General features: G+C 38.8%; 20 protein-coding genes. 8 read left to right on the plus strand and 12 right to left on the minus strand.

Going from position 1 to position 25,891, the window contains the following annotated elements; all coding sequences use genetic code 11:
- Positions 1–3: 3 nt before the first annotated feature.
- The 6 genes from G9H65_RS12175 to G9H65_RS12200 form a co-directional block, all read right to left on the minus strand.
- Positions 4–2,259, minus strand: coding sequence for a peptidylprolyl isomerase (locus G9H65_RS12175; RefSeq protein ID WP_166375615.1), 2,256 nt, complete (start codon positions 2,257–2,259; stop codon positions 4–6).
- Positions 2,260–2,347: 88 nt separating this feature from the next.
- Positions 2,348–3,028, minus strand: coding sequence for a hypothetical protein (locus tag G9H65_RS12180; RefSeq protein ID WP_166375616.1), 681 nt, complete (start codon positions 3,026–3,028; stop codon positions 2,348–2,350).
- Entirely contained in the window at positions 3,025–4,074 is a 1,050-nt protein-coding gene (locus G9H65_RS12185; protein WP_166375617.1) for an agmatine deiminase family protein, read from the minus strand. The genes G9H65_RS12180 and G9H65_RS12185 overlap by 4 nt, the downstream gene beginning before the upstream one ends.
- Before the next feature lies 1 nt (position 4,075).
- The gene (locus G9H65_RS12190; RefSeq protein WP_166375618.1) at positions 4,076–4,843 is read right to left on the minus strand and encodes a type III pantothenate kinase; all 768 of its coding nucleotides are present in this window, start codon (positions 4,841–4,843) and stop codon (positions 4,076–4,078) included.
- 3 nt (positions 4,844–4,846) lie between these two features.
- Positions 4,847–6,778, minus strand: coding sequence for a nitrilase-related carbon-nitrogen hydrolase (locus tag G9H65_RS12195; protein WP_166375619.1), 1,932 nt, complete (start codon positions 6,776–6,778; stop codon positions 4,847–4,849).
- A gap of 5 nt (positions 6,779–6,783) precedes the next feature.
- The gene (locus G9H65_RS12200; protein ID WP_166375620.1) at positions 6,784–7,089 is read right to left on the minus strand and encodes a hypothetical protein; all 306 of its coding nucleotides are present in this window, start codon (positions 7,087–7,089) and stop codon (positions 6,784–6,786) included.
- Positions 7,090–7,189: 100 nt separating this feature from the next.
- On the opposite strand from G9H65_RS12200, the gene G9H65_RS12205 reads away from it, so the two are divergent.
- Both G9H65_RS12205 and G9H65_RS12210 read left to right on the plus strand, forming a co-directional pair.
- Positions 7,190–7,837 carry a 7-carboxy-7-deazaguanine synthase QueE gene (locus G9H65_RS12205; RefSeq protein WP_235927510.1) on the plus strand — a complete coding sequence of 216 codons (648 nt, stop codon included), beginning with the start codon at positions 7,190–7,192 and terminating at the stop codon, positions 7,835–7,837.
- A 3-nt stretch (positions 7,838–7,840) separates the two neighbouring features.
- On the plus strand, positions 7,841–9,097 hold the full coding sequence (locus tag G9H65_RS12210; protein WP_166375621.1) for an OmpA family protein: 1,257 nt from the start codon (positions 7,841–7,843) through the stop codon (positions 9,095–9,097).
- Between the two features lie 796 nt (positions 9,098–9,893).
- On the opposite strand, the gene G9H65_RS12215 is transcribed toward G9H65_RS12210, so the two are convergent.
- Positions 9,894–10,397, minus strand: a complete 504-nt coding sequence (locus tag G9H65_RS12215; protein WP_166375622.1) for a septal ring lytic transglycosylase RlpA family protein — start codon at positions 10,395–10,397, stop codon at positions 9,894–9,896.
- 104 nt (positions 10,398–10,501) lie between these two features.
- Entirely contained in the window at positions 10,502–11,773 is a 1,272-nt protein-coding gene (locus G9H65_RS12220; protein WP_166375623.1) for a citrate synthase, read from the minus strand.
- Positions 11,774–11,955: 182 nt separating this feature from the next.
- On the opposite strand from G9H65_RS12220, the gene pepT reads away from it, so the two are divergent.
- Positions 11,956–13,227, plus strand: coding sequence for a peptidase T (pepT, locus tag G9H65_RS12225; protein WP_166375624.1), 1,272 nt, complete (start codon positions 11,956–11,958; stop codon positions 13,225–13,227).
- A 152-nt stretch (positions 13,228–13,379) separates the two neighbouring features.
- On the opposite strand, the gene guaA is transcribed toward pepT, so the two are convergent.
- Both guaA and G9H65_RS12235 read right to left on the minus strand, forming a co-directional pair.
- Positions 13,380–14,903, minus strand: coding sequence for a glutamine-hydrolyzing GMP synthase (guaA, locus tag G9H65_RS12230; protein WP_166375625.1), 1,524 nt, complete (start codon positions 14,901–14,903; stop codon positions 13,380–13,382).
- A 71-nt stretch (positions 14,904–14,974) separates the two neighbouring features.
- Positions 14,975–16,129, minus strand: coding sequence for an exo-beta-N-acetylmuramidase NamZ family protein (locus G9H65_RS12235; RefSeq protein ID WP_235927511.1), 1,155 nt, complete (start codon positions 16,127–16,129; stop codon positions 14,975–14,977).
- A gap of 102 nt (positions 16,130–16,231) precedes the next feature.
- Here G9H65_RS12235 and G9H65_RS12240 point away from each other — a divergent pair, with 102 nt between their 5' ends.
- Positions 16,232–17,440, plus strand: coding sequence for an ABC transporter permease (locus G9H65_RS12240; RefSeq protein ID WP_166375627.1), 1,209 nt, complete (start codon positions 16,232–16,234; stop codon positions 17,438–17,440).
- Positions 17,441–17,442: 2 nt separating this feature from the next.
- Complete coding sequence (locus G9H65_RS12245; protein WP_166375628.1) at positions 17,443–19,293, plus strand: M61 family metallopeptidase; 1,851 nt, start codon at positions 17,443–17,445, stop codon at positions 19,291–19,293.
- Here the strand turns inward: G9H65_RS12245 and G9H65_RS12250 are convergent.
- Entirely contained in the window at positions 19,283–21,559 is a 2,277-nt protein-coding gene (locus G9H65_RS12250) for an NADP-dependent malic enzyme (RefSeq protein ID WP_166375629.1), read from the minus strand. The genes G9H65_RS12245 and G9H65_RS12250 overlap by 11 nt on opposite strands.
- Before the next feature lie 21 nt (positions 21,560–21,580).
- A complete protein-coding gene (locus G9H65_RS12255; RefSeq protein WP_166375630.1) occupies positions 21,581–22,840 on the minus strand; it encodes a cation:dicarboxylate symporter family transporter in 1,260 nt (419 codons plus the stop codon).
- A gap of 130 nt (positions 22,841–22,970) precedes the next feature.
- On the opposite strand from G9H65_RS12255, the gene trxB reads away from it, so the two are divergent.
- From trxB to bshB1, 3 genes are read left to right on the plus strand one after another with little or no spacing between them, the layout of a single operon-like run.
- Positions 22,971–23,909, plus strand: a complete 939-nt coding sequence (gene trxB, locus G9H65_RS12260; protein ID WP_166375631.1) for a thioredoxin-disulfide reductase — start codon at positions 22,971–22,973, stop codon at positions 23,907–23,909.
- A 9-nt stretch (positions 23,910–23,918) separates the two neighbouring features.
- Complete coding sequence (locus tag G9H65_RS12265; RefSeq protein WP_166375632.1) at positions 23,919–25,016, plus strand: peptidoglycan DD-metalloendopeptidase family protein; 1,098 nt, start codon at positions 23,919–23,921, stop codon at positions 25,014–25,016.
- A 2-nt stretch (positions 25,017–25,018) separates the two neighbouring features.
- Positions 25,019–25,738, plus strand: a complete 720-nt coding sequence (gene bshB1 / locus G9H65_RS12270; RefSeq protein ID WP_166375689.1) for a bacillithiol biosynthesis deacetylase BshB1 — start codon at positions 25,019–25,021, stop codon at positions 25,736–25,738.
- Positions 25,739–25,891: the final 153 nt, after the last annotated feature.

The following is a 25,891-nucleotide window of genomic DNA, read 5'->3' on the forward strand; positions in this document are numbered from 1 at the left end:
TTTTTATTGCATTAATTTTTGTAATTCCTCCTGTTGTATAACAATCGGATACTTATTCTTCAATTTCTGTAACCACTCCTTATCTAATTGAGCCTGTAAGTCGCGAATGATACCACTTCTACATTCATCAAAAGTTTTCACGCGCTGTTCTTCTACTTTTTTAATCTCAAGATAAACATAACGACCCTCATATTCCAAATTCTTTTTGCCAACCTGCCAGCTTTGAGCATCTAAAACGGGGATTTCACCTTTTTTGAAATACCCTTCGGTAGCTTCTAAGCTCTTCGGTTTGATGGCATTAAAACGCTTGACTACATCGTCCATCGACTGAGAGAATAAACGAAAACTCACACGAGCATTCTTTGATTTATCTGTTTTGGAAGCAGAAACCAATTTCCCTTCATCCTTTTCAATGAATCTAACTTGATTAATACCCTTACTAGCTAAAAATTTAATTGCTTGATTAACACGCCCTTCAGATAATGTATCCTGTTCTGAAGCATCAATATGCCCCGTTACTTCGACCACATAATCCCTGTTTTTACTCATCAACAAGCCTAATTCCTGCAATACTTTTTTGGCATTTGCTGTCAATTCTGATTGTCCTAATTTGAATAAAATATCTGGATAACGTTTGTTCATTGGATAAGGCGCCGCTTTAAGTAATTCCATGGCATCAGTCAATGTTTTGGCATTATCCGATGAAATTAATTTTACTTCTGCTCTAACAGGCATCGTAAACAATGACAAATTTTGTTGATAATAGGCATGCTGACGCAAGGAATCCAATGATTTATCAAAAATCTCCCGGTCTGTTATCTTGCTTAATAAACTGCCTTCCAAAAACTCTCCCATTTGCTCCTTAAAAGCAGGGTATTTAGTTTCTAAATGCTGTTCTTCGGCTTGTAATGTCTGTGAATCAATAAACTCTTCTAACCAAGTAGCCTCTGAAACAGCGGGCAAATAGCCTAATTCCTTAACTTTTCTACGCTGCTGAGCTATGATAAATTGATAGAACTCTTGAATCGTGAATGACTTATCTAACACTTTAAAAAGAGGGAATTGTAACCAAGGCTCATCTCCTACCCGATCACGAGCAAAGCGCTCTAAAGCCATTTTCTTAGATTCTTCCAGAATGGCCACTCGATTTTCGCCACGTACACGTTTCATGAAGGATTGACGAATTAGCGCACTTCGCTCAGGATCCGTATTCACCTTTTGACGAAGGTACTCAGCCATTTCCTCGTAAGAAAGTAGCGGTTTTTTATCCAATAATTTAAATATTTGCCAACCTAAATTGGTTCGTATTGGCTCTGAAATATCACCCAAACGCTGTAACCCAAATAATTTATCTTGTAATTCTTCACTTAAATCCGAAGAATAATACCAGCGACGTAGCTCCCCACCACGACCTTTGGAATAAGGATCTTCGGAATAATTCCGACAAACATCTTCATAACTTTCCCCCTTTTTCAAATAGGCTTCCACTTGTTCAATTTTCTTTTTGGCTTCCACCTGAAAGGGCGTGCCAGCTTCAACAGGTACAGAAATTAAAATATGAGCTAAACGAATTTTTCCTTGATTAGGACGTTGTTTCAGTATCTTGATTATATGATAGCCCGTGGATGTTCTAATTGGGCTAGAATATTCCCCTAAAGCGAGTTCATATACCTTATTTTCAAAAGCATATTGAGTTTGTAAACTGGTAATAAACCCTAAATTTCCACCTTTTTTAGCCGTTAATTCATCATCTGAAAAGCGTTGAGCCAAGGAAGCAAAATCCTCTCCTGCTTTTAGTTTCTTGTATAAATTATCAATTTTCTGATAGGCTATTAAGGTATCTCCCGGACTAGGATTGGCTGGCAATTTAACGAGTATATGAGCTACTTGCTTTTCATCCTTCAAACGTAGATATGCCTCTTTCACCAGGGCATTTACTTTATCATTATCTACTAAATACGGACTTGCCAATTCCTTACGAAAACTAGCATACTCCTCTTGAAATCCGGGTGTTTCAGCTAATTTCTCATCTTCTGCGGCTACTAATTTTAAAGATAAGTCGAGATAGTCCGATAAAAATTTATTCTTATTATCTGGTTTAATACTATCACTTTCAATTAAACGACGGTATAAGGAAGAAAACTGAGCCGAACTGATCTTTTTGGGTCCAATCTGTATAGGAAATCCCTCTTGAGCCAAAGAGCTTGAAAAGGTAAAAAGAAAATATATAGTTACTACTAAGTAAAAACGAAAGCGCATAGTTTGCCAATTTTGCTTGTCCAATGGGTTATAAACGACAACAAGCTTATAAAATTACGAATAATCCCTAAATAAACCCTTTAATTCATCAATCCCTTACGCTAATTTCATAAGAGAAATCATAGTGATAGTCATTAAGCATCTTAGGTCCACTTTTCCAAGTACCTTTTTTATTCAAACGGCTGACCTTATCCCAAGGAATTTGCATCTCGGAAATACCCAAGCGATCATTTCCATCCAATTTGCTCCATAATTCCATTCCTAGACCACTTGCTCTTAAACCCCACATAAACCAACCGAATGGATTAGACACTGATGATAGTTCCAATAATGACACTGGAACTTGCAATACTCCACCCCACTGATTGACTTGCCTCAATAGCTGTTGAACCTGTTGATAATCGTCTACTTCCCACAATGTCGTTTGAACACCCAAACTTTGACCGGGTTTCAATTTGATGGACAATGAAGGTATATCTTTCAAAGTAACAATTGTTCCTTGCTTAACTTTTCCGAGATAATGTGAGAACTGCTGGATCTGCACAACTTGTTGATTTTCGATAGCTACTACCGAGTAAACAAGCAATAGCTCATCGGTTTGGGTGATATTTTCTTGAATATTTTTTGCTAAAATTTGATTCCAACGAAACTGCACCAGTTTATCTTGAATAACAGGCTTCTTTTCTGGTACAACAGTTTTAACAGGAATTGCCTCTTTTCGACAAGAAATCAATGCTATACTTAGCAAAAAAATTAGGTATTTTATCATAAAGCTGCCTTAGGCTCTTGCTGAGTCAAACAATGAAAACTTCCTTGTCCCCAAATTATTTCTCTAGCTGAAAGTCCTATTACTGGCCTGTCCGTAAATAATTGAGATAAAATATCCAATGCGACGGCATCCTGAGGACAATCAAAAATGGGTACAATGACTGCAGCATTACAAATATAAAAATTGGCATAAGATCCCGGGGCTCTAAATTCATCAATCACTACGGCCTCTGGCATGGGTATTTCTATGATATTGAGCGGGCTACCGTCCAATAGCCTCATTTCTTTCAATTCGCTTAAATTTTGAGCTAAAACAGCATGATTTTCATCTTCTAAATTAGGCTCAACCATGGTAATAACCGTATTTTCATTGACAAACCGAACCGTATCGTCAATATGTCCATCGGTATCATCCCCTACAATCCCATCACTAACCCATAGCACTTGGTCAACACCATAATATCCTTTCAAATAATTCTCAATTTGTGCCTGATTCAGTTGCGGGTTACGGTTGGGGTTTAATAAGCAGGAACGGCTAGTCAAAACGGTGCCTTTTCCATTAAATTCCACAGATCCTCCTTCCATAATAATTCCAGGACTTTGGAATTCAATACCTAAATCTTGAGCAATAGCCTGTGGAATCTGATTATCAGCATCAAATGGAGGATATTTCCCTCCCCAAGCATTATATCCCCAATCGATCAACAATCGCTCAGAGCTATCATTTTTTATTAAAAATGCTGGACCATGGTCACGGCACCAAGCATCATTCGTAGGACGAATGAATAATTCAACCTGTTGAGGATCAATTTTATAAGTAAGTAATTCTCCTAAAATGAAATCTTTCAGGGCCTCATGATTGACATTAATTTTCACTTTTTCTCCTTGTGAAATTGCTTTAATCAATGCAAAGTACTCAGGATACATGTTGGACAACTTATCTCCTTGCCAAGAATGGTCATTGTGAGGAAAAGTAATCCAAGTAGCTTCATGAGGATGCCATTCAGCAGGAAAAAAAAAGCCTCTTTCTTTCGGGGACGATACCATATTAATCTATGTAATTTTCTGAAATCAGACGTAAGCCTTCCAGAGTTATTAATTTATTCACCTCATCAAAATAGGATTCTAATGGGGTTAAAATGGAAGATAAGCCACCAGTAGCTAATACTTTGACATGTTGTCCTTTCTCATCTTTGACCCGATGAATCATCTCTTTTACCATACCCACATATCCCCATAATATACCTGATTGAATAGCACTGACCGTATCGAATCCAAGCGCAGAATGAGGCATTTCTAGAGGTACTTCAGGCAATTGGGCGGTTTGAGAAAACAAAGATTTGACTGCCGTTTTTAGTCCTGGAGCAATGGAAACCCCCTCCATTTTTCCTTGAGCATTCACCAAGGTAAAAGTTAATGCCGTTCCAAAATCAACAATTAACACATCTGCTTGATAGGCATGATGCGCATAAACGGCATTGGCTACCAAATCAGAACCTATTTCATCTGGAGAAATAATGTCAATGGGGAATTTCTTGTACAATTTAGGCGACATGATATCGGCGGATATTGACAACCAGTTTTCTAACCCCTTTTGAACATGATAGGAAACAGCAGGTACTACGGAAGAAATGATCAGTTTTTGAGGCTTCAATGAACCAATATTTTTCTCTAACCACTCCTGACGAATCCAATTTTCCATCCTCAAAGTAGTCCAAGGCTGATGGGTAGGTGTTCTTAATATCAATTTCCAATCGCCTTCGGTATAAAATCCAAAAACAATGTCCGTATTTCCAATATCGACAACTAAGAGCATGTGTTAGGGTTTAATATCTTTTTCTAATCCTGCGGATAAAATTGGAAAACGAAGCCATGATTTAGGATCCAAACTATAGTCGTCCACGTGAAAACCTGGTGCATAACGTTCCCTTTTCCACTGGTTTCTAGCCCATAATCGGAAGAATCGTGAACAAAAACCTGTTAGTTGTTCTTCCGTAAAATGCGAACCGTATTCCTGAATTAGGTTTTGTAGGCATATTGCTGGTGAAAGTTTTTCATAAAAAGCCCAGCGTTCGATGGCATTCAAAATAGGATAAGGCATTAAATCTTCCTCATCCACTTGCTTAGATGTTAAAGGTCTTAATTCGGCACTTGGTTCTAATGAATTCACATGAGATAAACCGTACATCCTTAATGTGCCATCCAAACCTGACTTTTCCATCCAAATAAGCCATTGACGAATAAAAGTCTTATCAATTCCAGCTATGGGTGATATGGAACCTGAGGTATCTCCATCCATGGTAGCATAACCTACTGAAGCCTCAGAACGATTGGAAGTCGCTAATAATAAAGCATTATTAATGTTTGCTAGCATCCAAACACTAGGGCTACGTAATCTAGCTTGTACATTTTGAAGGGTGATATCATCTTTTTCCCAGCTCAGGGTACGACCAATAGCCTGCTCAATGATGCCACGATATTCTTGAACCAACACATCGATATTCCAATCATAATGGGTTGTGCCAATACATTCAGCCAAAGCCTTGGCAGACGCGCGGGTTTGATCAGATGAATTTTCGGTTCCTTGGTATGCTGTCGTTAACATACGAGCTATAAAATCCTTTTCAGAAGAAATGCCATTAATCCAAGGAATGTAATTCATTTTCTCTTGAATACCCTTCCATCCCAACTCTTTATAGGCCAATTGCATGGCTAAATAACATAAGGTAGCTATCGCTGATGAATCAGCTCCACCAGAAAGTGAAATAACCCAACCAAAGGAATGTGATTTTCTGACATAATCCCAAAGCCCTAAACTAACAGCTCGAGCAAATTCCTCATCTTTGATATTCTCTGAATATTCCCATGAAGCGGCTTCAAAGCTCGGATATGACTGATTTAATACGGGCCATTCAACATCAGCGGATAGAAGGTCTTCTGCAGTATTGGTTTCACTCGTTACATCAACAGCAGCCAAAATCAATTGGCTATCTTTAAAACTAAATCGCTGAGATTCAGCAACAATTTTTCCATCTTGAACAATGTAGGCATCTCCATCAAAGATGGTTCTTCCTGATTCGTTTCCTAATAAATTAGCAAAGACATAAGCACCTTGAATGATTTGGGAACCTTCAATACTTAATCTTTGACGTGTTTTAGATTTGCCAAAAGCAAAATGTGAAGCCGTAGGACTACAAAGAACCGAAACACCACGCTTGGCTAGAGCGTGAGCAGGTCTATTTTCTCCTTCCCAGGCATCTTGACAGATTTCTATTCCAATACTGATTCCATCCGCTTGAATGCGGTAATCTCCTATCGGAATATTTCCCAAATTGGTGGAAATGAAGCTTCTTTTTTGCGCAGGCCAAGGATTAAACCACCTGGTTTCATAATGCACACCGTCATTGGCTAAATGTTGCTTTGGAATTAAAGCAATCAACTTTTTATTGGCCAAACAGGCGGCTACATTATATAATTTCCCTTCAAAAAAAACAGGTAAACCAAGCCATACTAAGATTTGTTGGGTATGTGGAAGTATTTGAAGCAAAGACTCCCAGGCTTTCTCTGAGGTATAAGCAGATAAAAACTGATCTTCGCATCCATAGCCTGTTAAACAAAGCTCGGGTAAGCAAAGTATTCCAGCTTGTTTTTGTTGGGCTTCTTGAATTAACGAAATGATACGGTCTTGATTTCCTTTCCAATCCAAAGGTATTTGGTTGAGAACCCCGGCGGCAAGTGCAATTTTAGGCATGATAATTAACGGGGTTTCTTGGAACTTACACGATTAGCTGGTTTATAAAATTGATACCAAGCTCTTTTCTTTGTAGGCTTATTAGGTCCTATGGTCGCGTAGTTGGAAGTTCTCACGTGCTTATAGCGGGGAGTCCACATCCAAGAAAATGCTTCTCTAGGTCGATAATAACTCTCTCCATGACGGTGTTCAACCCGTACACGACATGTATCTCTGGGACAGCGTGCTGACCAACAAGAACTCATCCCAACTGTTAGGAGGGTTCCTATAAAAAACATCCAAAAAATGCGGAATGTTTGATTCTTGATCATTTTAAGAGAAAAATAAAAAATCGATCCTGTCTATAAGAACGATTTCTTATTAGTTAAATTACAAATCAAAGCTTAATTTTACTTAGAATTTTAGCCTTGCATGCAATCAAACACCAAAGATATAAAATCAGTTGTAAAAAGAGATGCTTTTGAGTATCCAGTGATGGAATCTTTTTACACAATTCAAGGTGAGGGAAAATTCCAAGGCCATGCGGCCTATTTCATTCGTTTGGGCGGTTGTGATGTGGGATGCCATTGGTGTGATGTGAAAGAATCTTGGCCCATAGATACCCATCCGATTAAAACAGTCGCTGAATTAGTTCAAGAAGCATCTGGATTCCCGGGTAGAATCGTTGTTATAACTGGTGGAGAACCTTTGATGCATGATTTAAACCCACTAACTGAAGCCTTGCAAGAGGCTGGCTTTAGAACCCATATCGAAACTTCAGGAGTAGGTAAACAAATAACGGGTGTATGGGATTGGGTATGTTTCTCCCCAAAGAAATTCAAAGAACCGAATCCTGATATTTTTCCTTTGGTCGACGAACTTAAGGTTGTCATTTTCCATCCTTCTGATATTGCTTGGTCACAATCTTGGACATCCAAATTACCCTTGGAAAGCCTTTGGTTGATGCAGCCAGAATGGTCTAAACAAGTTGAAATGAATCCTTTGATTGTCGATTTTGTCAAAGAAAATCCTCGTTGGCAGATTTCGGTTCAAACACATAAGTTTTTACAAATCCCCTAACACATGCTTGCGGCTTGGATTTTTTCATTCAGTCTGTGGGGATTATCCTCAGATAGCCTAACATCGGCACCCATTACCGAGCTCAATCTTCAAAAAGCACAGTATTTCCCTCATTATTCTCCTGCCAGGAAAGAAATTTTTTTTACAAGCCGAGGAAATCAATCGGATGAAGAGTTACAAGTAGCCACTTGGAATGGGGAAAAATTCATTCAGCCACAAGCCATCACAAGCCTTAACCAAGATACTAATGAAGGAACGGCCACTTTATCCCAAGATGGAAATACCTTAATCTTTTCGGGCTGTGAATACCGAAATAGCTTTGGTGGCTGTGATTTGTATGAAAGTAATTGGGTCAATGGCGGTTGGACTAAGCCCAGAAATCTTGGAATACTGATTAATTCCCATGATTGGGAGGGTCAACCTTATCTAAGTCAGGACGGCAAGAAATTGTATTTTTCATCAGATAGACCGGGTGGACAAGGCAAAAGAGACCTTTGGATGAGTGAAAAAGATGCCCAAGGACGCTGGAAAATGGCCAAAAATTTAGGGGCTCCAATCAATAGCCCTTCCGATGAACAAGGACCCTATTACTTAGAAAAACGGGATGTTTTACTCTTTTCTAGTGATAAAAAAGGGGGGAAAGGAGGATTGGATTATTACCAAAGTCTATTTGAGAGTGGGCAGTGGACTGTACCAAAAAACGTACTTGAATTAAATAGCTCAGGAAACGAGGCTGGAATATGTTTAGGTATAAATGAAAATGAATATTTCATTTCAAGAAATAAGGTGGGTCAAGTTACTGAAGAAGAACTACATCGCATCATCATTCCACATTCCATTTGGTTGGAGAAAAAGGTAATCGCTATTCAGGTAGAACCCAAAGTAATTGAAGTTCCCAAAATCAAATTTCAAGATGTCAGCTTTGATGATATACAATTTGCATCGAATCAATGGACCATCCCCACTCCTATTCCTACTAGTTTAATTAAACTCGTGAAATTCTTGAATGAAAATCCTCAACAAAAAATAGAAATCAGAGGTCATACCGATGAAGTAGGCCAAGCCAAATCCAATCAGATTCTATCAGAAAAGAGGGCCAATACTATCAAAACTTACTTAGTCAATCAAGGCATTGATGCAAGTCGGATTTTAACAAAGGGCCTCAGCTTTCTAAAACCTAAAATAGCGACTAATCAAACAGAAGCTAGGAAATGGAATCGAAGGATTGAAATTGTTCTATTGAGGGATAAGGTGGAGTGAAGAATGTAGAATGACAGATAATAGGGATTAGTAATCTTATGTTAAATGTTGGCTTCGAGAACCTCAGCCAACTTCGAAAACCTCAGCCAACTTCGAGAGCCTCAGCCATCTTAGAGAGCCTCAACCAACATGATTCGCAAACAATAGCATTCTACATGTACTTCCATAATTAGAATTGACCGGTTTATCAATTTTTGAATTCTACAAACTTCATTTTACATTCTACATGGAGAGGTTAATCCCAACGAAAGATGGGAACGCAGCATGAGCGAAGCGGAAGGCGCATCTTTGACCTAGTGCGTAGGCTAAAGCTAAGCGTCAAAGATTAAAGCCGTATGCGGAGTGACAATCGGTTCTGCGCAGCAGAATTCGTCTTAGGATTAACCGTCTTTCTTCTGTTTTTTTTGTTTCTTTTTTTATAAAAAAAAAGAAATGCCAAAGAAAGTTAAGCTTCTGAAAATTGGTGAATTCAAAGAGCTTAAAATACTTTTCGTTTCATTAATTCACATGGATTTTCTTTTTTTATGAAAAAAAAGAAATGCCAAAGAAAGTTAAGCTTCTGAAAATTGATGAATTCAAAAGAGTTTAACATACTTTTCGTTTCATTAATTCACATGGATTTTCTTTTTTTGAAAAAATTCTAAATGCTTCATTTTACATTCTACATGGAGAGGTTAACCGCAGGGTCATGTCGAATGACAGATAATAGGGATTAGCAATCTTATGTTAAATGTTGGCTTCGAGAACCTCAGCCAACATGATTCGCAAACAATAGCATGTAATCCCTACTAACTAATCACTTTTTCTTCTTTTTTCTTTTTGACTTCTTCTTCTTTTTCTTCGCCTTTTTGACATAAACCGTATAAGGATGCTCCTCTAAAATGAGGCTATCCCTTTTTTTCAAGAAGCTTAAAAGAGTATCGCTTAAGTCGGCATCTTCCAGTGGACGAATATGAACGGGAGCGATTCCTGCTCCTACAATACCTAATTCTTTGGCAGCACTAAATGACACATCAATCAACAAACGTCTTTGGTATGGTCCTCGATCATTGACGCGCACATAGGACTTGATCCCCGATTTTATATTAGTGACCTCTAACCAGGTTCCCATCGGATATTTCCTATGAGCTGCCGTGAATAAATAGGAATTATAACGTTCTCCGCTATATGTCTTTTTACCACTTAAATTCTTATGGTAATAAGAGGCTTTTCCTTGTTGATTTTGAGCTAATATTCCTTCAATAAACACCCCCATGAAAAGGAGGACAAAAAGAAAATATGGCTTTATTTGTAATGTCATGCATTCCATTTAAGCTTGCAAATTAGCCCTAATACCTCATTAAAGCAAAAAAGCCCTTCGGAGGAAGGGCTTTTGAACTGTTAAAAATCGTTAGGAAAATAGGCCTATCGTTGAGTTATCTCAACAAATGAACGGCTTGTTGCCCCAGTATAAATTTGTCTTGGACGACCAATTGGCTCCTTGTTCGCACGCATTTCTTTCCATTGTGCAATCCAACCTGGAAGACGACCAATGGCAAACATCACGGTAAACATATCTGTAGGAATTCCTAAAGCACGGTAGATAATTCCTGAGTAAAAATCGACATTCGGGTAAAGCTTTCTGGCAACAAAATACTCATCACTTAGCGCAGCTGCTTCCAAACGAGCAGCGATAGCCAACACTGGATCATTCACGCCCAGCGCAGTTAGCACATCATCAGCCGCCATTTTAATGATTTTGGCACGAGGATCAAAGTTTTTGTACACCCGGTGACCAAATCCCATCAAACGAAAACCGGAATTTTTGTCTTTCGCCATGGCGATGTACTTATCTGTATCCCCACCGTCGGCCTTAATTGCTTCTAGCATTTCAATCACCTCTTGGTTAGCACCACCATGCAATGGTCCCCAAAGCGCATTGATACCCGCTGAAATAGAGGCATATAAATTAGCATGTGATGATCCTACCAAACGTACGGTAGAGGTTGAACAGTTTTGTTCGTGATCAGCATGCAAGATTAATAACTTATTTAAGGCTTTAGAAACTACCGCATCCGCTGTATATTTCTCCCCTGGTTTAGCAAACATCATTTGCAAGAAGGTTGAACAGTAATCAACGGACGTATCTGGTTCTACGATACCTTCACCTATGGATTTTTTATACGACCAAGTGGCCATTACAGGCAATTGAGCTAATAATCTCAATACGCTTTTTTCATCATCACCGGCTTCATCTGTCGAGTAGAACGCCGACATAGCTCCTACCAATGCAGCAATAGTACACATCGGATGTGAACTAGTTGGGAATCCTTCAGATATCCTCAACAAATCTTGATTAACTTGAGTATAAGATTGGATATCAGCAGAAAATGCATCTAACTGAGCTTGGGTAGGTAATTCTTCATGAATAAGCAAATATGCCACCTCTAAAAACGAAGCTTTATCTGCTAATTCTTCAATGCTATAACCTCGGTAACGCAAAATTCCATCTTCTCCATCTAAATAAGTAATAGAACTTTTAGTAACTCCAGTATTTTTGAAGCCAGGATCAAACGTAATGTAGCCCGTCAAATCACGTAATTTTGCGATATCGATGGCCTTTTCGTTCTCTGTACCTTCCAGAGTAGGCAATTCAAAGGATTTACCTTCGAGGTTAATGGTAGCCGGTTGAGACATAATTTTTTATAAGCTTAACTTGGTATGATTCTAAATTTAGTGGAAGCTTTTTGCTTCAAGCAAAATTCAAGCCTCTAAGATAATACGTAATTTTGAAAGGTTAATTACCTTTATGAATCCAAAAAAAATAAATTTATTTAACACAATTTTTTCTTTCTATATTTCAAAAATAATCGGTTTTTATGACCAATATCTCCCAATTTTTCCAAAAGTACACCTATAGTTCCGCACAGCGATTTCTTACTTATGTACAAATTGATACTCAATCTGACCCCAACTCCTCTAGCAGTCCTACTACAGAGAAACAAAAAGATTTGGGAAAAGTTTTGGTTCAAGAATTAAAACTTCTGGGAATTGACTCGGCCCATATGGATGAATTTGGGTATGTATATGCTCATTTGCCTTCCAACATACATCAAACCATTCCCAGTATTTGTTTTTGTGCGCACATGGATACTTCTCCTGATTGCTCTGGTAAAGATGTCAAGCCCTTAATCCACCGAGATTACCAAGGACAAGATTTAATTTTACCAGATGATTCATCGGTAGTCATTCGCTTAAAGGATCATCACGATTTAGCAGAACAAATAGGACATGATATCATTACGGCTAGCGGAAAAACTCTTTTAGGGGCGGATAATAAAGCTGGCGTAGCTGAAATCATGGATGCTGTACAGTTTTGGGTACAACATCCCAATGTCCCTCATGGCCCCATCTCCATCCTATTTACCCCAGATGAAGAGGTCGGAAGAGGAACTGATCACGTCGATTTAGCCAAAGTAAATGCACAATATGGATATACCATAGACGGTGAAAAAAGAGGCCATTTGGAAAATGAAACTTTTTCTGCCGATGGATTTACCATCAGGATTGAAGGTATATCTCAACATCCTGGCTTTGCCAAAGGACGCATGGAAAGCGCTATCAAAATAGCTTCTGAAATAGTCAGTTTACTTCCTAAAGATTACTTAAGTCCTGAGACTACCGAAAAAATGGAGGGATTTATTCATCCTGTAGAAATTTCTGGTAGTGTAGAAACAGCAGAAATAGCCTTTATCTTACGGGATTTTAAGACGGAAAAGCTTCAAGAATACGGTAATCTGCTACGAGAAATCACCCAGCAGGTTTTGGAGAATTACCCTCATTCTAAAGTTCAATTCGAGCAAACGGAACAATACCGTAATATGAATGAGATTTTAGTTCATCATCCTGATTGCCTGGAAAATGCCATGGAAGCCATGAGGAGGGCTGGATTACATCCTGAAATGCAAAGCATTCGTGGAGGAACGGATGGTTCTCGACTTACCTTCATGGGCTTACCTTGTCCTAATATTTTTGCTGGTGAGCATGCTTTTCACAGCAAACAAGAATGGGTGAGTGTTCAGGATATGCAAAAAGCGACGGAGACAATCGTGCATTTAGCTGCCATTTATGCAGAAAAGGCAACCTCATAAAAAAACAAGCTCTGGGGTTAAACCCAGAGCTTGTTTGACAGCTAATTTAAATCAATTCGCTCCGTTTTTTCCAACGCTGGCAGCGTTTAGAACGCTGACAGCGTTACGGAGCGGAAACGTTTTTAACACGTTTATGTTGTCCAGTTTCTTGATTATTCCCACTCAATCGTTGCTGGTGGCTTAGAAGAAATATCATAAACCACTCGATTTACCCCTTTCACCTTATTGATAATTTCATTGGATATTTTTCCTAAGAATTCATAAGGTAAGTGACACCAATCCGCCGTCATTCCATCTAAACTACTAACAGCTCTCAAAGCGACTACTTGCTCATAGGTTCTTTCATCACCCATCACTCCTACGGAATGAATCGGTAATAAAATTGCTCCAGCTTGCCAAACTTGATCGTAAAGTCCTTCCGACTTCAAACCATTGATAAAAATAGCATCGACCTTTTGAAGGATATCTACTTTTTCTGGTGTGATATCACCCAAAATACGAATCGCTAATCCTGGGCCTGGAAATGGATGACGACCCAAGATATCTTGAGGAATACCTAAGGTTTTACCCACTTTTCTCACCTCATCTTTAAATAAGGTATTCAATGGCTCCACCACTTTCAACTTCATAAAATCAGGCAAACCACCCACATTATGGTGGGATTTGATGGTGGCTGACGGTCCTTTCACTGATACTGACTCAATCACATCTGGATAAATAGTCCCTTGGCCTAACCAAGCTACTCCTTCAATAGCATGCGCCTCATGGTCAAATACATCAATAAAGGTTTTACCGATCGCCTTTCTCTTCAATTCTGGATCACTTAAACCAGCCAAAGCATCATAAAAACGCTGCTTGGTATCCACTCCTTTTACATTCAGGCCTAGAGAATGATAAGATTCCAACACTTGCTCAAACTCATCCTTGCGAAGCAATCCATTATCAACAAATATGCAGTATAAATTCTTTCCAATAGCACGATGTAACAATACAGCAGCCACTGAACTATCCACTCCTCCTGATAAACCCAACACCACTTTATCTTGGCCTAATTTCTCCTTTAATTGAGCTACGGTAGTCTCTACAAATGAATCTGATGTCCAATCCTGGGTACAAGCACATACTTTCACAACAAAATTGCGCAATATGATACTTCCTTCCGTACTATGAGTTACTTCAGGATGAAACTGTATACCAAAAATAGGTTTGGTAGCATGAGCAAATGCTGCAACCTTAACTGTTTCTGTAGAACCTATAATTTCATAGGGAGCAGGTAATTCCATGATGGTATCACCATGCGACATCCAAACTTGACTATTAGTGGAAATTTCATCCCACAATATTGAATCCTTGGTGCCTGTTAAATGAGCACGACCATATTCTCTATGTTGAGAAGCCTGAACAGATCCACCTCCTTGATGGGCTAAAAGCTGAGCGCCGTAACAAATTCCCAAAATAGGTAATTCGCCAAATAGACTTAAATCCACACGAGGCGAATCCTCATCACGAACGGAACATGGACTACCTGATAAAATGATTCCTTTGACCGATGAGTCAATGGTAGGTATATGATTGTAAGGATGTATTTCACAATAAACTTGAAGTTCACGAACTCTGCGAGCAATCAATTGAGTCACCTGAGAACCGAAGTCAAGAATAATAATTTTTTCCGCCATAGCTAATTAAATAAAAATAAACGGCAAAGGTCGGAATTTTAAACGAAAAATCGAGTATTTATTTGGTAATTCTATCGATAAATCAGGTACTTCTCCCGAATCTTTTTATACTCTTTCAAACCCTCCTGCCAACTAGCTCTGATCTCTTTTTCTGATTTCCCTTCCAGCATCATTTTTCTCAATTCATTGGTTCCTGCCAATTTATCAAAGAAAGCAGGACTGGTAAAAAAGGATTCTTTCTTGCCCGTTTTTTCAAAGAAATAAAATAAGTATTTCAAACTAAAACTTAAATCACGCGTATCAACTTTCGTCAAATCAAAACCAAAACACAACTTTCCTTTCAAGGGTGGATCCATAGCACCTGGCAAAGGCATTGGAGTAAATGTATAATCTCCTAAACCTTCTACATTGGTTCCTACTACTTGAAATTGGGTATGTGTACCTCTTCCTATGCTAACATTCGTTCCTTCAAACAAACACAAAGAAGGATACAAACCAATAGCTTGATCATTCGGCAAATTGGGCGAAGGAGCTACACTGATGTGCACTTTATCTGAATGTTTATATTTTTTGACAGGAATTACGGTCAAATCACATTGAATTCCTCGGTCTAACCAAGCTTCTCCATTCATCATTTTAGCCAACTCCCCTAAGCTACATCCGTGCACCACAGGAATGGGATTTAAGCCCACAAATGAAGCAAACTCCTTTTCCAAAACCGGTCCATCTACATAATGACCATTCGGATTAGGACGATCTAAAATGATTAACTTAATACTATTTTCTGCACAAGCTTCCATGACATAATGCAAAGTAGAACTATAGGTGTAAAAACGTGTCCCCACATCTTGGATATCAAAAATCAACACATCTATGCCATCTAAATCAGCCTTAGTTGGTTTTTTATGCGAACCATACAAGGAAATGATCGGCAATCCAGTCTTCTCATCTTTGCCATTATCAATATGGGCACCCGCATCAGCTGTACCCCTAAAACCATGCTCTGGAGCAAAGATTTTTTTGATGGGAACTTTCAAAGTCAATAAGGTATCTGCCAAATGAGTTTTACCCAAAACCGAAGTATGATTAACGACCAAGCCAATGCGCTTGTCAAAAATCATGGGCAAATACTCAGCAATTTGTTGATCTCCAGGAATAGCTTTGGATGATTGAGCAAGACAAATGGGAGCCATTAGCCCATTGGAAAAGAACAACAATAAAATCATTAGCTTGTAGATTCGATGCATTCCTATTTTCTTTGCGGTTTAACATGATTATATATTTCAAATATCAGATAAATTTTAAGAATATTAACGTAAATCGACTGAATGAATTTTCCTCTTTTTGTTGCACGTCGGATTCGTAATACCCATGAAACCTCCTTTTCTAAAACAGTTACCTACGTTGGTATTGGAACTGTGGCTATGGGAGTTAGCATCATCCTCATTGCTTTTTCCATATTATTTGGTTTTAAAGAGGCAATTCAAGACAAATTAACCAGTTTTGCGGGAGATATTCAGGTGAGCCAAATCACAGGAAATCATTCACTTTCCGACAGTCCCATGCGTAGAAATTTGGCTTGGGAAAAAGCCGTTTTACAAAATACAGCCATTGACCATATACAGGCTCATTTACAAAAACCAGGAATTTTAGTAGGAGACGCAGGCTTAGCAGGCATTATCATTAAAGGAATTGGAAATGATGTACCCAAAGATCAATTGTCCAAAAATATGCTATCTGGACAAGCTCAAATTCACCATCCTCAAGATATTATTCTAAGCAATACATTAGCTAAACAACTGAAAGTCAAGCTACATAGCAGTTTAATCCTCTATTTTTTAAGCAATCCAGAACGCCCAAGAAAAGTAAAAATTACGGGAATTTATGAAACGGGCTTAGAAGAATTGGATAAAATGTCCATTTTGGCTGACCGTAGTTGGGTACAAAAAATGAATGGGTGGTCGGCCGATTCTATTGGTACTTATGAAATATTTCTAAAAAAATCGGCTGATTTATATCAAAGTGCAGATGAAATAGAATCGAGTATGCCTACCGAATGGAGATTAGAAACAATCACCGAGCTGTACCCTGCGCTGTTCGACTGGATGATGATGCTCGATAGAAACATTGTCATTTTTATTACCTTGTTATTGGTTGTTGCCAGTTTCAATCTCATTGCTACTCTTTGGGTTTTAATCATGGAACGCATCCCCATGGTGGGCTTATTAAAAGCTTTGGGGGCTAGTCATCGCCAAATTAGGACCATATTTTGGTGGAATGGATTCTTCATTTTACTTCGTGGTTTAGCTTTGGGCAATGTAGTAGCGGTGGTATTTTGTTATCTTCAATCCACTTATCACCTTATCCCTTTAGATCAAGAAAGCTATTATATGAGTTCGGTACCCATTGTTTGGTCCATGTCTACCTGGGTTTGGGTCAATATCGGAACGAGTCTTTTGGTGGCGCTCATCATCACCTTACCCACCATTTTTATCAAAAAAATTCAGGCACAAGAAGCTCTACAATACAAGCATTAATTATGAAAAGAATACCTATTTACTTGCTGCTTTTCATATCGACTTTTGCCTTTGGGCAAGATAAGATACAGTATAAACTTGACTTGAATAAACTGAACAACGACCGTTTGGAGGTCATTGTTAAAACACCCAAATTCAAACAAAAGGAAGTAATTTATGCACTTCCCAAAATAGTACCAGGAACTTATGCTAATTATGATTTTGGCCGATTTGTTCAGGATTTTAGAGCATTAGACGCTCAGGGAAAAAATTTACGCATCAAGAAAACAAGTCCCAATACCTACCAAATATCCAATGCTTCTCAATTATCCGAGATTCGCTATTTCGTGGATGATACCTGGGATAGTCCAGAAATAGCGGGTGATTATGTTTTTGAGCCGGCAGGTACCTCCTTCCAAAAGGATAGTTTATTTGCCTTGAATACACATGCGATGTTAGGTTATTTTATTGGACATGAAAAAGCACAAGTCCAATTATCCATTGATAAGCCTACCCATATTTATGGTGCTAGTTCTCTTCAAAATAGAAGCAAATCAAAAGTTGATCTTTTTGAAGCTGCTCACTATCAAGAATTGATAGATGCCCCGCTGATGTACGCTTCACCCGATACCATTAGCTTCCCCTTGGCCAATGCCCATATTTTAATTTCAGTCTATTCTCCCAATAAAATGTGTACATCAGCCCAAGTGGCTGAACAAATAAAGCCACTTTTAGAGGCTCAAAAAAAATATTTAGGTGGTCTATTACCTGTATACAATTATGCCTTCATCATTGTCTTATCGGACAATATCAAAAACGGGAGTTACGGTGCCTTAGAACATGCCCAGTCTTCTTTTTATTATTTGCCAGAGGGAAATATTCAGACTTTAGCGGAAACCATCCGTGAGGTCTGCGCCCATGAATTTTTTCATATTGTAACCCCTTTGAACATCCATTCTGAGGAAATAGGCAACTTCAATTTTCTAGAACCGAAAATGTCCAAACATCTATGGTTGTATGAGGGATTAACCGAATATGCGGCACATCATGTTCAGTTAAAATACCAAATTACTGACCTGAAAAAATTCATGTCTACCTTTGAAAACAAGTGGGAAGTAATGAATGTACAATTCGACAGAAAATTACCATTTACGGTGATGAGTGAAAAAGTATTGGATAAGTATAAAGATGAATATGGAAATGTCTACCAAAAGGGTGCTTGGTTAGGTTTTGGTTTAGATTTAACCCTGAGAAAGCTCAGCCAAGGAAAATACGGCACGCAGGAAATGATGCGTGATTTGGCCAAATTTTATGGCCCAAATCAATCGTTTAAAGATGATGAATTATTTGACCAATTAGTACAAATCACTCAAAAGCCCGAATTAAAAAGCTTCTTTGAGAAATATGTAGCAGGAAAAGAAGAAATTCCTGTGGCCGATTGGCTTCATCGTATTGGTTATGAAATACAAGAATTTAACGCCAGTCCAATCAAGACCTTAGGCTTTGATTTCCAGTCATTAAATGTCAATTCAGAGACACATAGAGCCGTAATTAATTCAGATGATGGAATCAATGAATTTGGACGTATACTTGGCCTTCAAGCCAAAGATGAACTAGTCTATATCAATCAACTATCATTTAGCTTAGAAAACTTTAGCATGAACGCTGCTAAAGTACTGAAAGACATACAATTGGGTGAAATTCTAGAAGTTGAAGTTGCCAGACCTAAAGGCAATGGAATCTATGAAACCGTTCGTATGAAAGCCCCATTTCAAACCACCATGGGCAGCGCTCCTACTTCCTTTGTTCCACAAAAGAATCCGAGCGATGCCCAATTGGAATTACGTCAACAATGGATGAATTCTATTCCGTAGTTTGCGCTTCTACTACCGCAATAGCGACCATATTAACGATTTCACGAACACTTGCGCCCAATTGTAATACGTGAACAGGTTTTCTTAATCCTAGAAGTATCGGCCCAATGTATTCAATTTCAGCCGCTTCTTTTAACAGATTATAAGCAATATTAGCCGCTGACAAATTTGGAAAAATGAGCGTGTTCGCTGTTTCGTTTCCTAAAGAAGCAAAGGGATAATTTTGTTGACGTAGCTCCTTATCAAAAGCCAAGTGAGCTTGCATTTCACCTTCAATCAACCATTGAGGATATTTTTCTTGCAAAATATGCGTCGCCTCTCGCATTTTGATAGCATCATCTCCATCGGCTGAACCAAAATTGGAATAACTCAATAAGGCAATTCTTGGCTGTAAATTAAATCGTTCAACAGCCTCTCCCGTTAAACGGGTGATTTCCACGATATCTTCCACATTAGGTTGAAAATTAATGGTGGTGTCTGAGAAAAATAATGGGCCCTTCTTACTCAAAAGTAAATACATACCCGCCACTTTCTTTACCCCTGGTTTTTTACCAATAATCTGCAAAGCAGGACGAATGGCTTCTGGATAATTCTTCGTCAAACCAGAAATAACACCATCTGCACGTTGTGTTTCCAACATCATGGCAGCAAAATAATTACTCTTTCTAACCTGCTTTTCTGCCTCCCAACGCGTATAACCTCTCCTTTTACGCTTTTCATAAAACAAATCGGCAAATTCTTTTAATAAAGGCTCACTATCGGGATGTTTAAAATCCAAAATTTCAGTGCCTTGTAAATCAATGTGGTGCTCTTCGCAAATGGCCTGTATCGTGGCTTGATTACCTAATAAAATGGGCTTCGCTATTCCTTCATCCAATACCTCCCTAACGGCTTTTAACACTTTTAGATTTTGTGCATCAGCGAATACAATGCGCTTAGGGTTACTTTTGGCACGCTTCAAAATGAATTTCATCACTTGATTATCTAAACCTAAGCGTTTAGCTAATTGATTTTCGTATTCATCCCAATTTTTAATATGAACAGTAGCCACACCTGATTCCATGGCTGCCTTGGCCACTGCCATCGACACCGTTGTAATCAATCGAGGGTCTACAGGTTTAGGAATGATATAATCTGGTCCAAAACTGATACTTTTTTCATTGTAGGCCAAATTCACAATATCAGGTACTGGTTTTTTGGCTAAACAAGCCAAGGCCTTTGCTGCTGCCAGTTTCATTTCATCGTTGATCTCAGAGGCTCTAACGTCCAAAGCCCCTCGAAAAATAAAAGGAAATCCCAGCACATTATTGACTTGGTTGGGATAATCGGAACGACCTGTGGCCATGATTAAATCCTCACGAACAGCCTTTGCTTCTAAATAACCAATTTCTGGAGTTGGATTGGCCATAGCAAAAACAATGGGGTCTTTTGCCATGGTCGCGATCATATCAGGACTAAGAATATTTCCAACTGATAATCCTAAGAATACATCGGCTCCTTTCATAGCCTCAGCCAAAGTCTTTTTTTCTTGGGCATTACAAGCTAAAGGGCTCAAGTATGGATTCAAATCCGTTCTAGCTTTTGAAACTAAACCATCTTTATCAAAAATCAGAAAGTTTTCAATCTTAGCGCCTAATTGCAAGTATAATTTAATGCAAGAAATAGCAGCAGCACCAGCTCCAGATACGACAAAACGAGCTTTATCTATTTTTTTACCTACAATTTCTAAGGCATTAATTAAAGCAGCTGAAGAAATAATTGCTGTTCCATGCTGGTCATCGTGCATGATGGGAATCTTCAAGCGTTTCTTTAGTTTTTCTTCTATTTCAAAGCATTCGGGCGACTTGATATCTTCCAAATTGATACCTCCAAAAGTCGGTTCTAAACGTACGACAGTCTCTACGAAATCGTTAGGCTCCATGCAGTTCAACTCGAGGTCAAATACATCGATATCAGCAAAAATCTTAAATAATACCCCTTTCCCTTCCATCACAGGCTTACTGGCTTCAGGACCAATATTTCCTAATCCTAAAACAGCTGTACCGTTCGAAATCACGCCTACCAAATTGCCCTTGGCAGTATATTGGTACACTTTTTCGGGAAAGGCAGCAATCTCTAAGCATGGCTCAGCCACACCAGGGGAATAGGCCAGCGATAAATCCCGCTGCGTGGCAGTTGATTTGGTAGGTTTTACTTCAATTTTCCCAGGTTTACCTTCTGAATGGTAAGCTAAGGCATCTTGTTTTAAAATAGATGAAATGGACATAATTTGATATGTTGATGAAATTTATTCGGGTTCAGGAGCATGAAATTCACCTTCATGCTTGGCCAACCAAATGGTGGCAACCCCATTTCCAATGAAATTCGTAATTGCTCTGGCTTCTGACATGAAACGATCAACCCCTAAAAGCAGGGCTAATCCCTCTAGTGGAATCACTTGTAAAGCAGTTAAGGTAGACGCTAATACCACAAATCCACTTCCTGTTACACCTGCAGCACCTTTGGAGGTCACCATCAAAACGCCAATGATAGTCAGTAATTGTTCCCAATTGAGTTGAATACCATACACTTGAGCTAGAAACAAAGTAGCCATGGATAGGTAAATACTAGTACCATCTAAGTTAAAGGAATATCCTGCAGGAACGACTAAACCTACGACAGACTTAGAACATCCCATTTTTTCCAATTTTTGCATCAAAGATGGTAAGGCAGCCTCCGAAGAAGATGTACCTAAAACAATCAAAAGTTCGGCTTTGATATAACTCAAAAAGGAGGTGATTCTTTCCCCACATGATCGCATTACAAGAGCTAAAATAATGAAGATAAAAAGCCCCATAGTAATGTATACAGAGGCCATTAATTTAGCTAATGGAAGTAGTGAATGTATGCCAAATTTTCCAATGGTATAAGCCATGCCACCCATAGCGCCTAAAGGTGCCAAATACATCACCCAATGCAAGGCTTTAAATACCCAATGGGAGGCTTGTTCCATTCCAGAAATCATACGTGCTTTTCCACGTACCGAATTTAAAAATACCCCAAAAAAGATGGAGAAAAACAATACTTGAACAGTAAAGTTCTCTTTCAAAAACAATAACCATGAGAATGAGGCCGCTTTGGAAGTATATTTACTAATATCTCCTCCGGCCACATCAGAGCGAATAACGCCTTCACCAGGTACTAATATAGTGGATACTAAAAGTCCTATGACCAATGCCACCGTAGTAATGACCTCAAAATATAACAAGGCTTTCCCTCCTACTCGCCCTACCTTTTTCAAATTACCCATATTAACGATTCCCAAACTGATGGTTAAGAAAATAATGGGGTGAATAAATAATTTCACTAAACTGATAAAAAAGCCACTCAGCAATTCACTGACACTGGGCCCCATGCTGATATCTGCCCCTAAAAATGAATAAGTGAATTTCTTTTCCATCAGGGAATACAAAGCCCATTCTGGAGCAAAATGTCCCACTAAAACACCCAGAAAAATGGAGAGCAATACCCAAAAAGTAAGGTTCTGTGTAATTTTCTTTTTACTCATTCGTTTGATAGCAGAAGATAAACAAATGTAAGGATTAATAGTAAAATATCCTCGTTTGGGATTCTGCGCTTATTTACCGAATTTTGCACCTTCATGAACCTTTTGAGGTCTTCAAGGTGTTATCAATGTTATGGCAGAAAAAATAAAATGTTTGATTATCGGCTCAGGGCCGGCAGGTTATACCGCAGCTATTTATGCATCTAGAGCAGGTTTACAACCAATCATGTATCAAGGAGGACAACCAGGTGGTCAATTAACAACGACCACAGAGGTTGACAATTTTCCTGGCTACCCAAAAGGTGTAGATGGGCCGACCATGATGCAGGATTTAGAAAATCAAGCGAAGCGATTTGGTACTGATGTGCGCTTTGGATTAGCTACGAAAGTGGACTTTAGCAGTCAACCAAAAAAAGTTTGGATCGATGATCAAATTGAATTAGAGGCAGATGCCGTTATCATAGCTACCGGAGCTTCTGCTAAATGGTTAGGATTAGAAGGAGAAACAACTTTCAATGGTTTAGGTGTTTCGGCCTGTGCGGTTTGTGATGGATTCTTTTACCGAAATCAAGTAGTAGCCGTAGTAGGTGCTGGTGATACCGCTGCAGAGGAAGCAAGTTACTTAGCCAATTTATGTACAGAAGTACACATGATTGTTCGTCGAAATGAAATGCGTGCTTCATTAATTATGCAAGAGCGCGTTAAAAACAATCCTAAAATACATATTCATTGGAACTCAGAAACAGAAGAAATTCTGGGAGATGCCAATGGAGTTACCGGTATTCGCATCAAAAATCGAGAAAATGGAGCCACGGAAGAAATTACCTTAACTGGCTTTTTTGTAGCCATCGGTCACCAACCGAACACTTCCATTTTCAAAGATCAATTGGATATGGATGCTCAAGAATATTTGATTACAGAAAAAGGAAGTTCTAGAACCAATATCCCTGGTGTATTTGCTTGTGGTGATGTACAGGATTCCATTTATCGTCAAGCAGTAACAGCAGCAGGTAGCGGTTGCATGGCTGCATTAGACGCAGAAAGATGGTTGGCTGCCAATCATTTACATTAACAATTATTTATGTCAGTAAAAAACCTGATTTTCTTCCTTTCCGTCACTTTTTTTGCCTTTACTGCAAAGGCGCAAGAACGTAATTTGTTCAAAAAGAGTACGAAAATCGAGACCAAATCAAGCCCCAATACGAAAGATAAGAAAGAGGAAATCGATGATCTCCCACCTTTACAATTTAGAAACGAAACAGAAACATCGGGCATGGTGGCAGGTTCTGAGATGCAGGAACGTAAATACGAACCTATCAAAATCTTAAATCCAAGCATCAGTAATTTCGATACCACCTCCATTGATGAAGGTGAAGCCTTAGTGGTAGAAATTGAAGAAGAAAATGCGCCCGTAGGAAGTGAAGATTTTGTTACGGTTGCCTCTTATTTTGCCATTTGGGATACCAAAAGTATTGACCCTTATGACATCGACATCAAAGACTTTGACGAACCCGTTGACATTGAGTTATACAATGTTGGCAGTGGTAGAAATTGGTCACCACCTCTCAATGTAGTCAAACAAACTAGTCCGTTTGGACCTCGTTGGGGACGCTTGCATGCTGGAGTTGACCTAGATTTAGAGACAGGCTACCCAGTCATGTCAGCCTTTGATGGTATTGTTCGAATATCGGGATTTGATTATTCTGGATATGGTAACTATGTGGTAGTCAGACATTATAATGGACTAGAAACACTTTACGGCCACCTTTCCAAGAGAAATTTAGAACCTGGAACTTTTGTTAAAGCTGGAGATGAAATTGGCTTAGGTGGAAATACTGGAAGAAGTACAGGCTCTCACTTGCATTTTGAAACGAGGTATGAAGGAAACCCTTTCAACCCGAACAACGTATACAATTTAAGTACAGGAGAACCACTTTCCGATCACTTGTTAATAACGGCTAGAACTTTTGACAGGCGTTCACTTTCTTTAAAAAATGAATACGGAAGTGCGGGTGAAAAAATTCGTTCTAGACGTACGGCTTGGACACGCGTTCGTTCAGGGGATTCTTTGTATTCCATTGCACAAAGAGCAGGAATTTCGGTGACTAAATTGGCTAGATTAAATGGATTAAAACTTAGCTCAACCATTCGAGCAGGTAGACGTTTACGAATTCACTAATGATGAAACTTGATATTTTAGTCATGGCCGCGCATCCAGATGATGCCGAGCTAGCTTGTTCGGGTACTATTGTATCTCAAATTCAACAAGGAAAAAAAGTTGGGATTGTTGATTTCACACGAGGTGAATTAGGTACACGAGGTACCCCAGAAATTAGAATCGCTGAATCTGCCGCTTCTACTGCCATTTTAGGAATCCATGCCCGTGAAAACCTAGGGATTAGAGATGGATTTTTTCGAAATGACGAAGAAAGTCAATTGAAATTGATACAAGTCATTCGTAAATACCAACCCGATATTGTTTTAGCCAACGCTTTAGAGGACCGACATCCTGACCATGGTAAAGGTGCTCAATTGGCCATTGATGCTTGTTTTTTATCAGGATTACGGAAAATAGAAACGCGAGACGAGCAAGGTAATGCACAGTCTGCTTGGAGACCTAAGCATGTATTTCATTACATTCAAGACCGATATATAAACCCAGATTTCGTCATTGATATAAGTGCTCATTGGGATATCAAAGAACAATCCATCCGTGCGTTTAAAAGTCAATTCTTTGATCCGAACTCAACTGAACCTGACTCTTACATTTCCTCTCCTGACTTCTTGGAATTCATTCGTGCACGTTCTATGGAAATGGGCCATAAAATTGGCGTTAAATATGGAGAAGGATATCAGAGTCAGAGAACGATGGGCTTAGATGGATTTGAGGCAATTTTGTAAATTATAAATGATGAATTATAATTTATAAATGTCTTGTCTGAAAATATGAATGCCGGAATGACGTTGACCGTTTTATCGATTTTGGGATTCCACATTTTTCATTCTACATTGTACATTTTAACAGTAGTCCGCGGAGTGAACATCGGTTCCGTA

The organism is Aquirufa ecclesiirivi (assembly GCF_011250515.1).
Lineage (GTDB): Bacteria > Bacteroidota > Bacteroidia > Cytophagales > Spirosomataceae > Aquirufa > Aquirufa ecclesiirivi.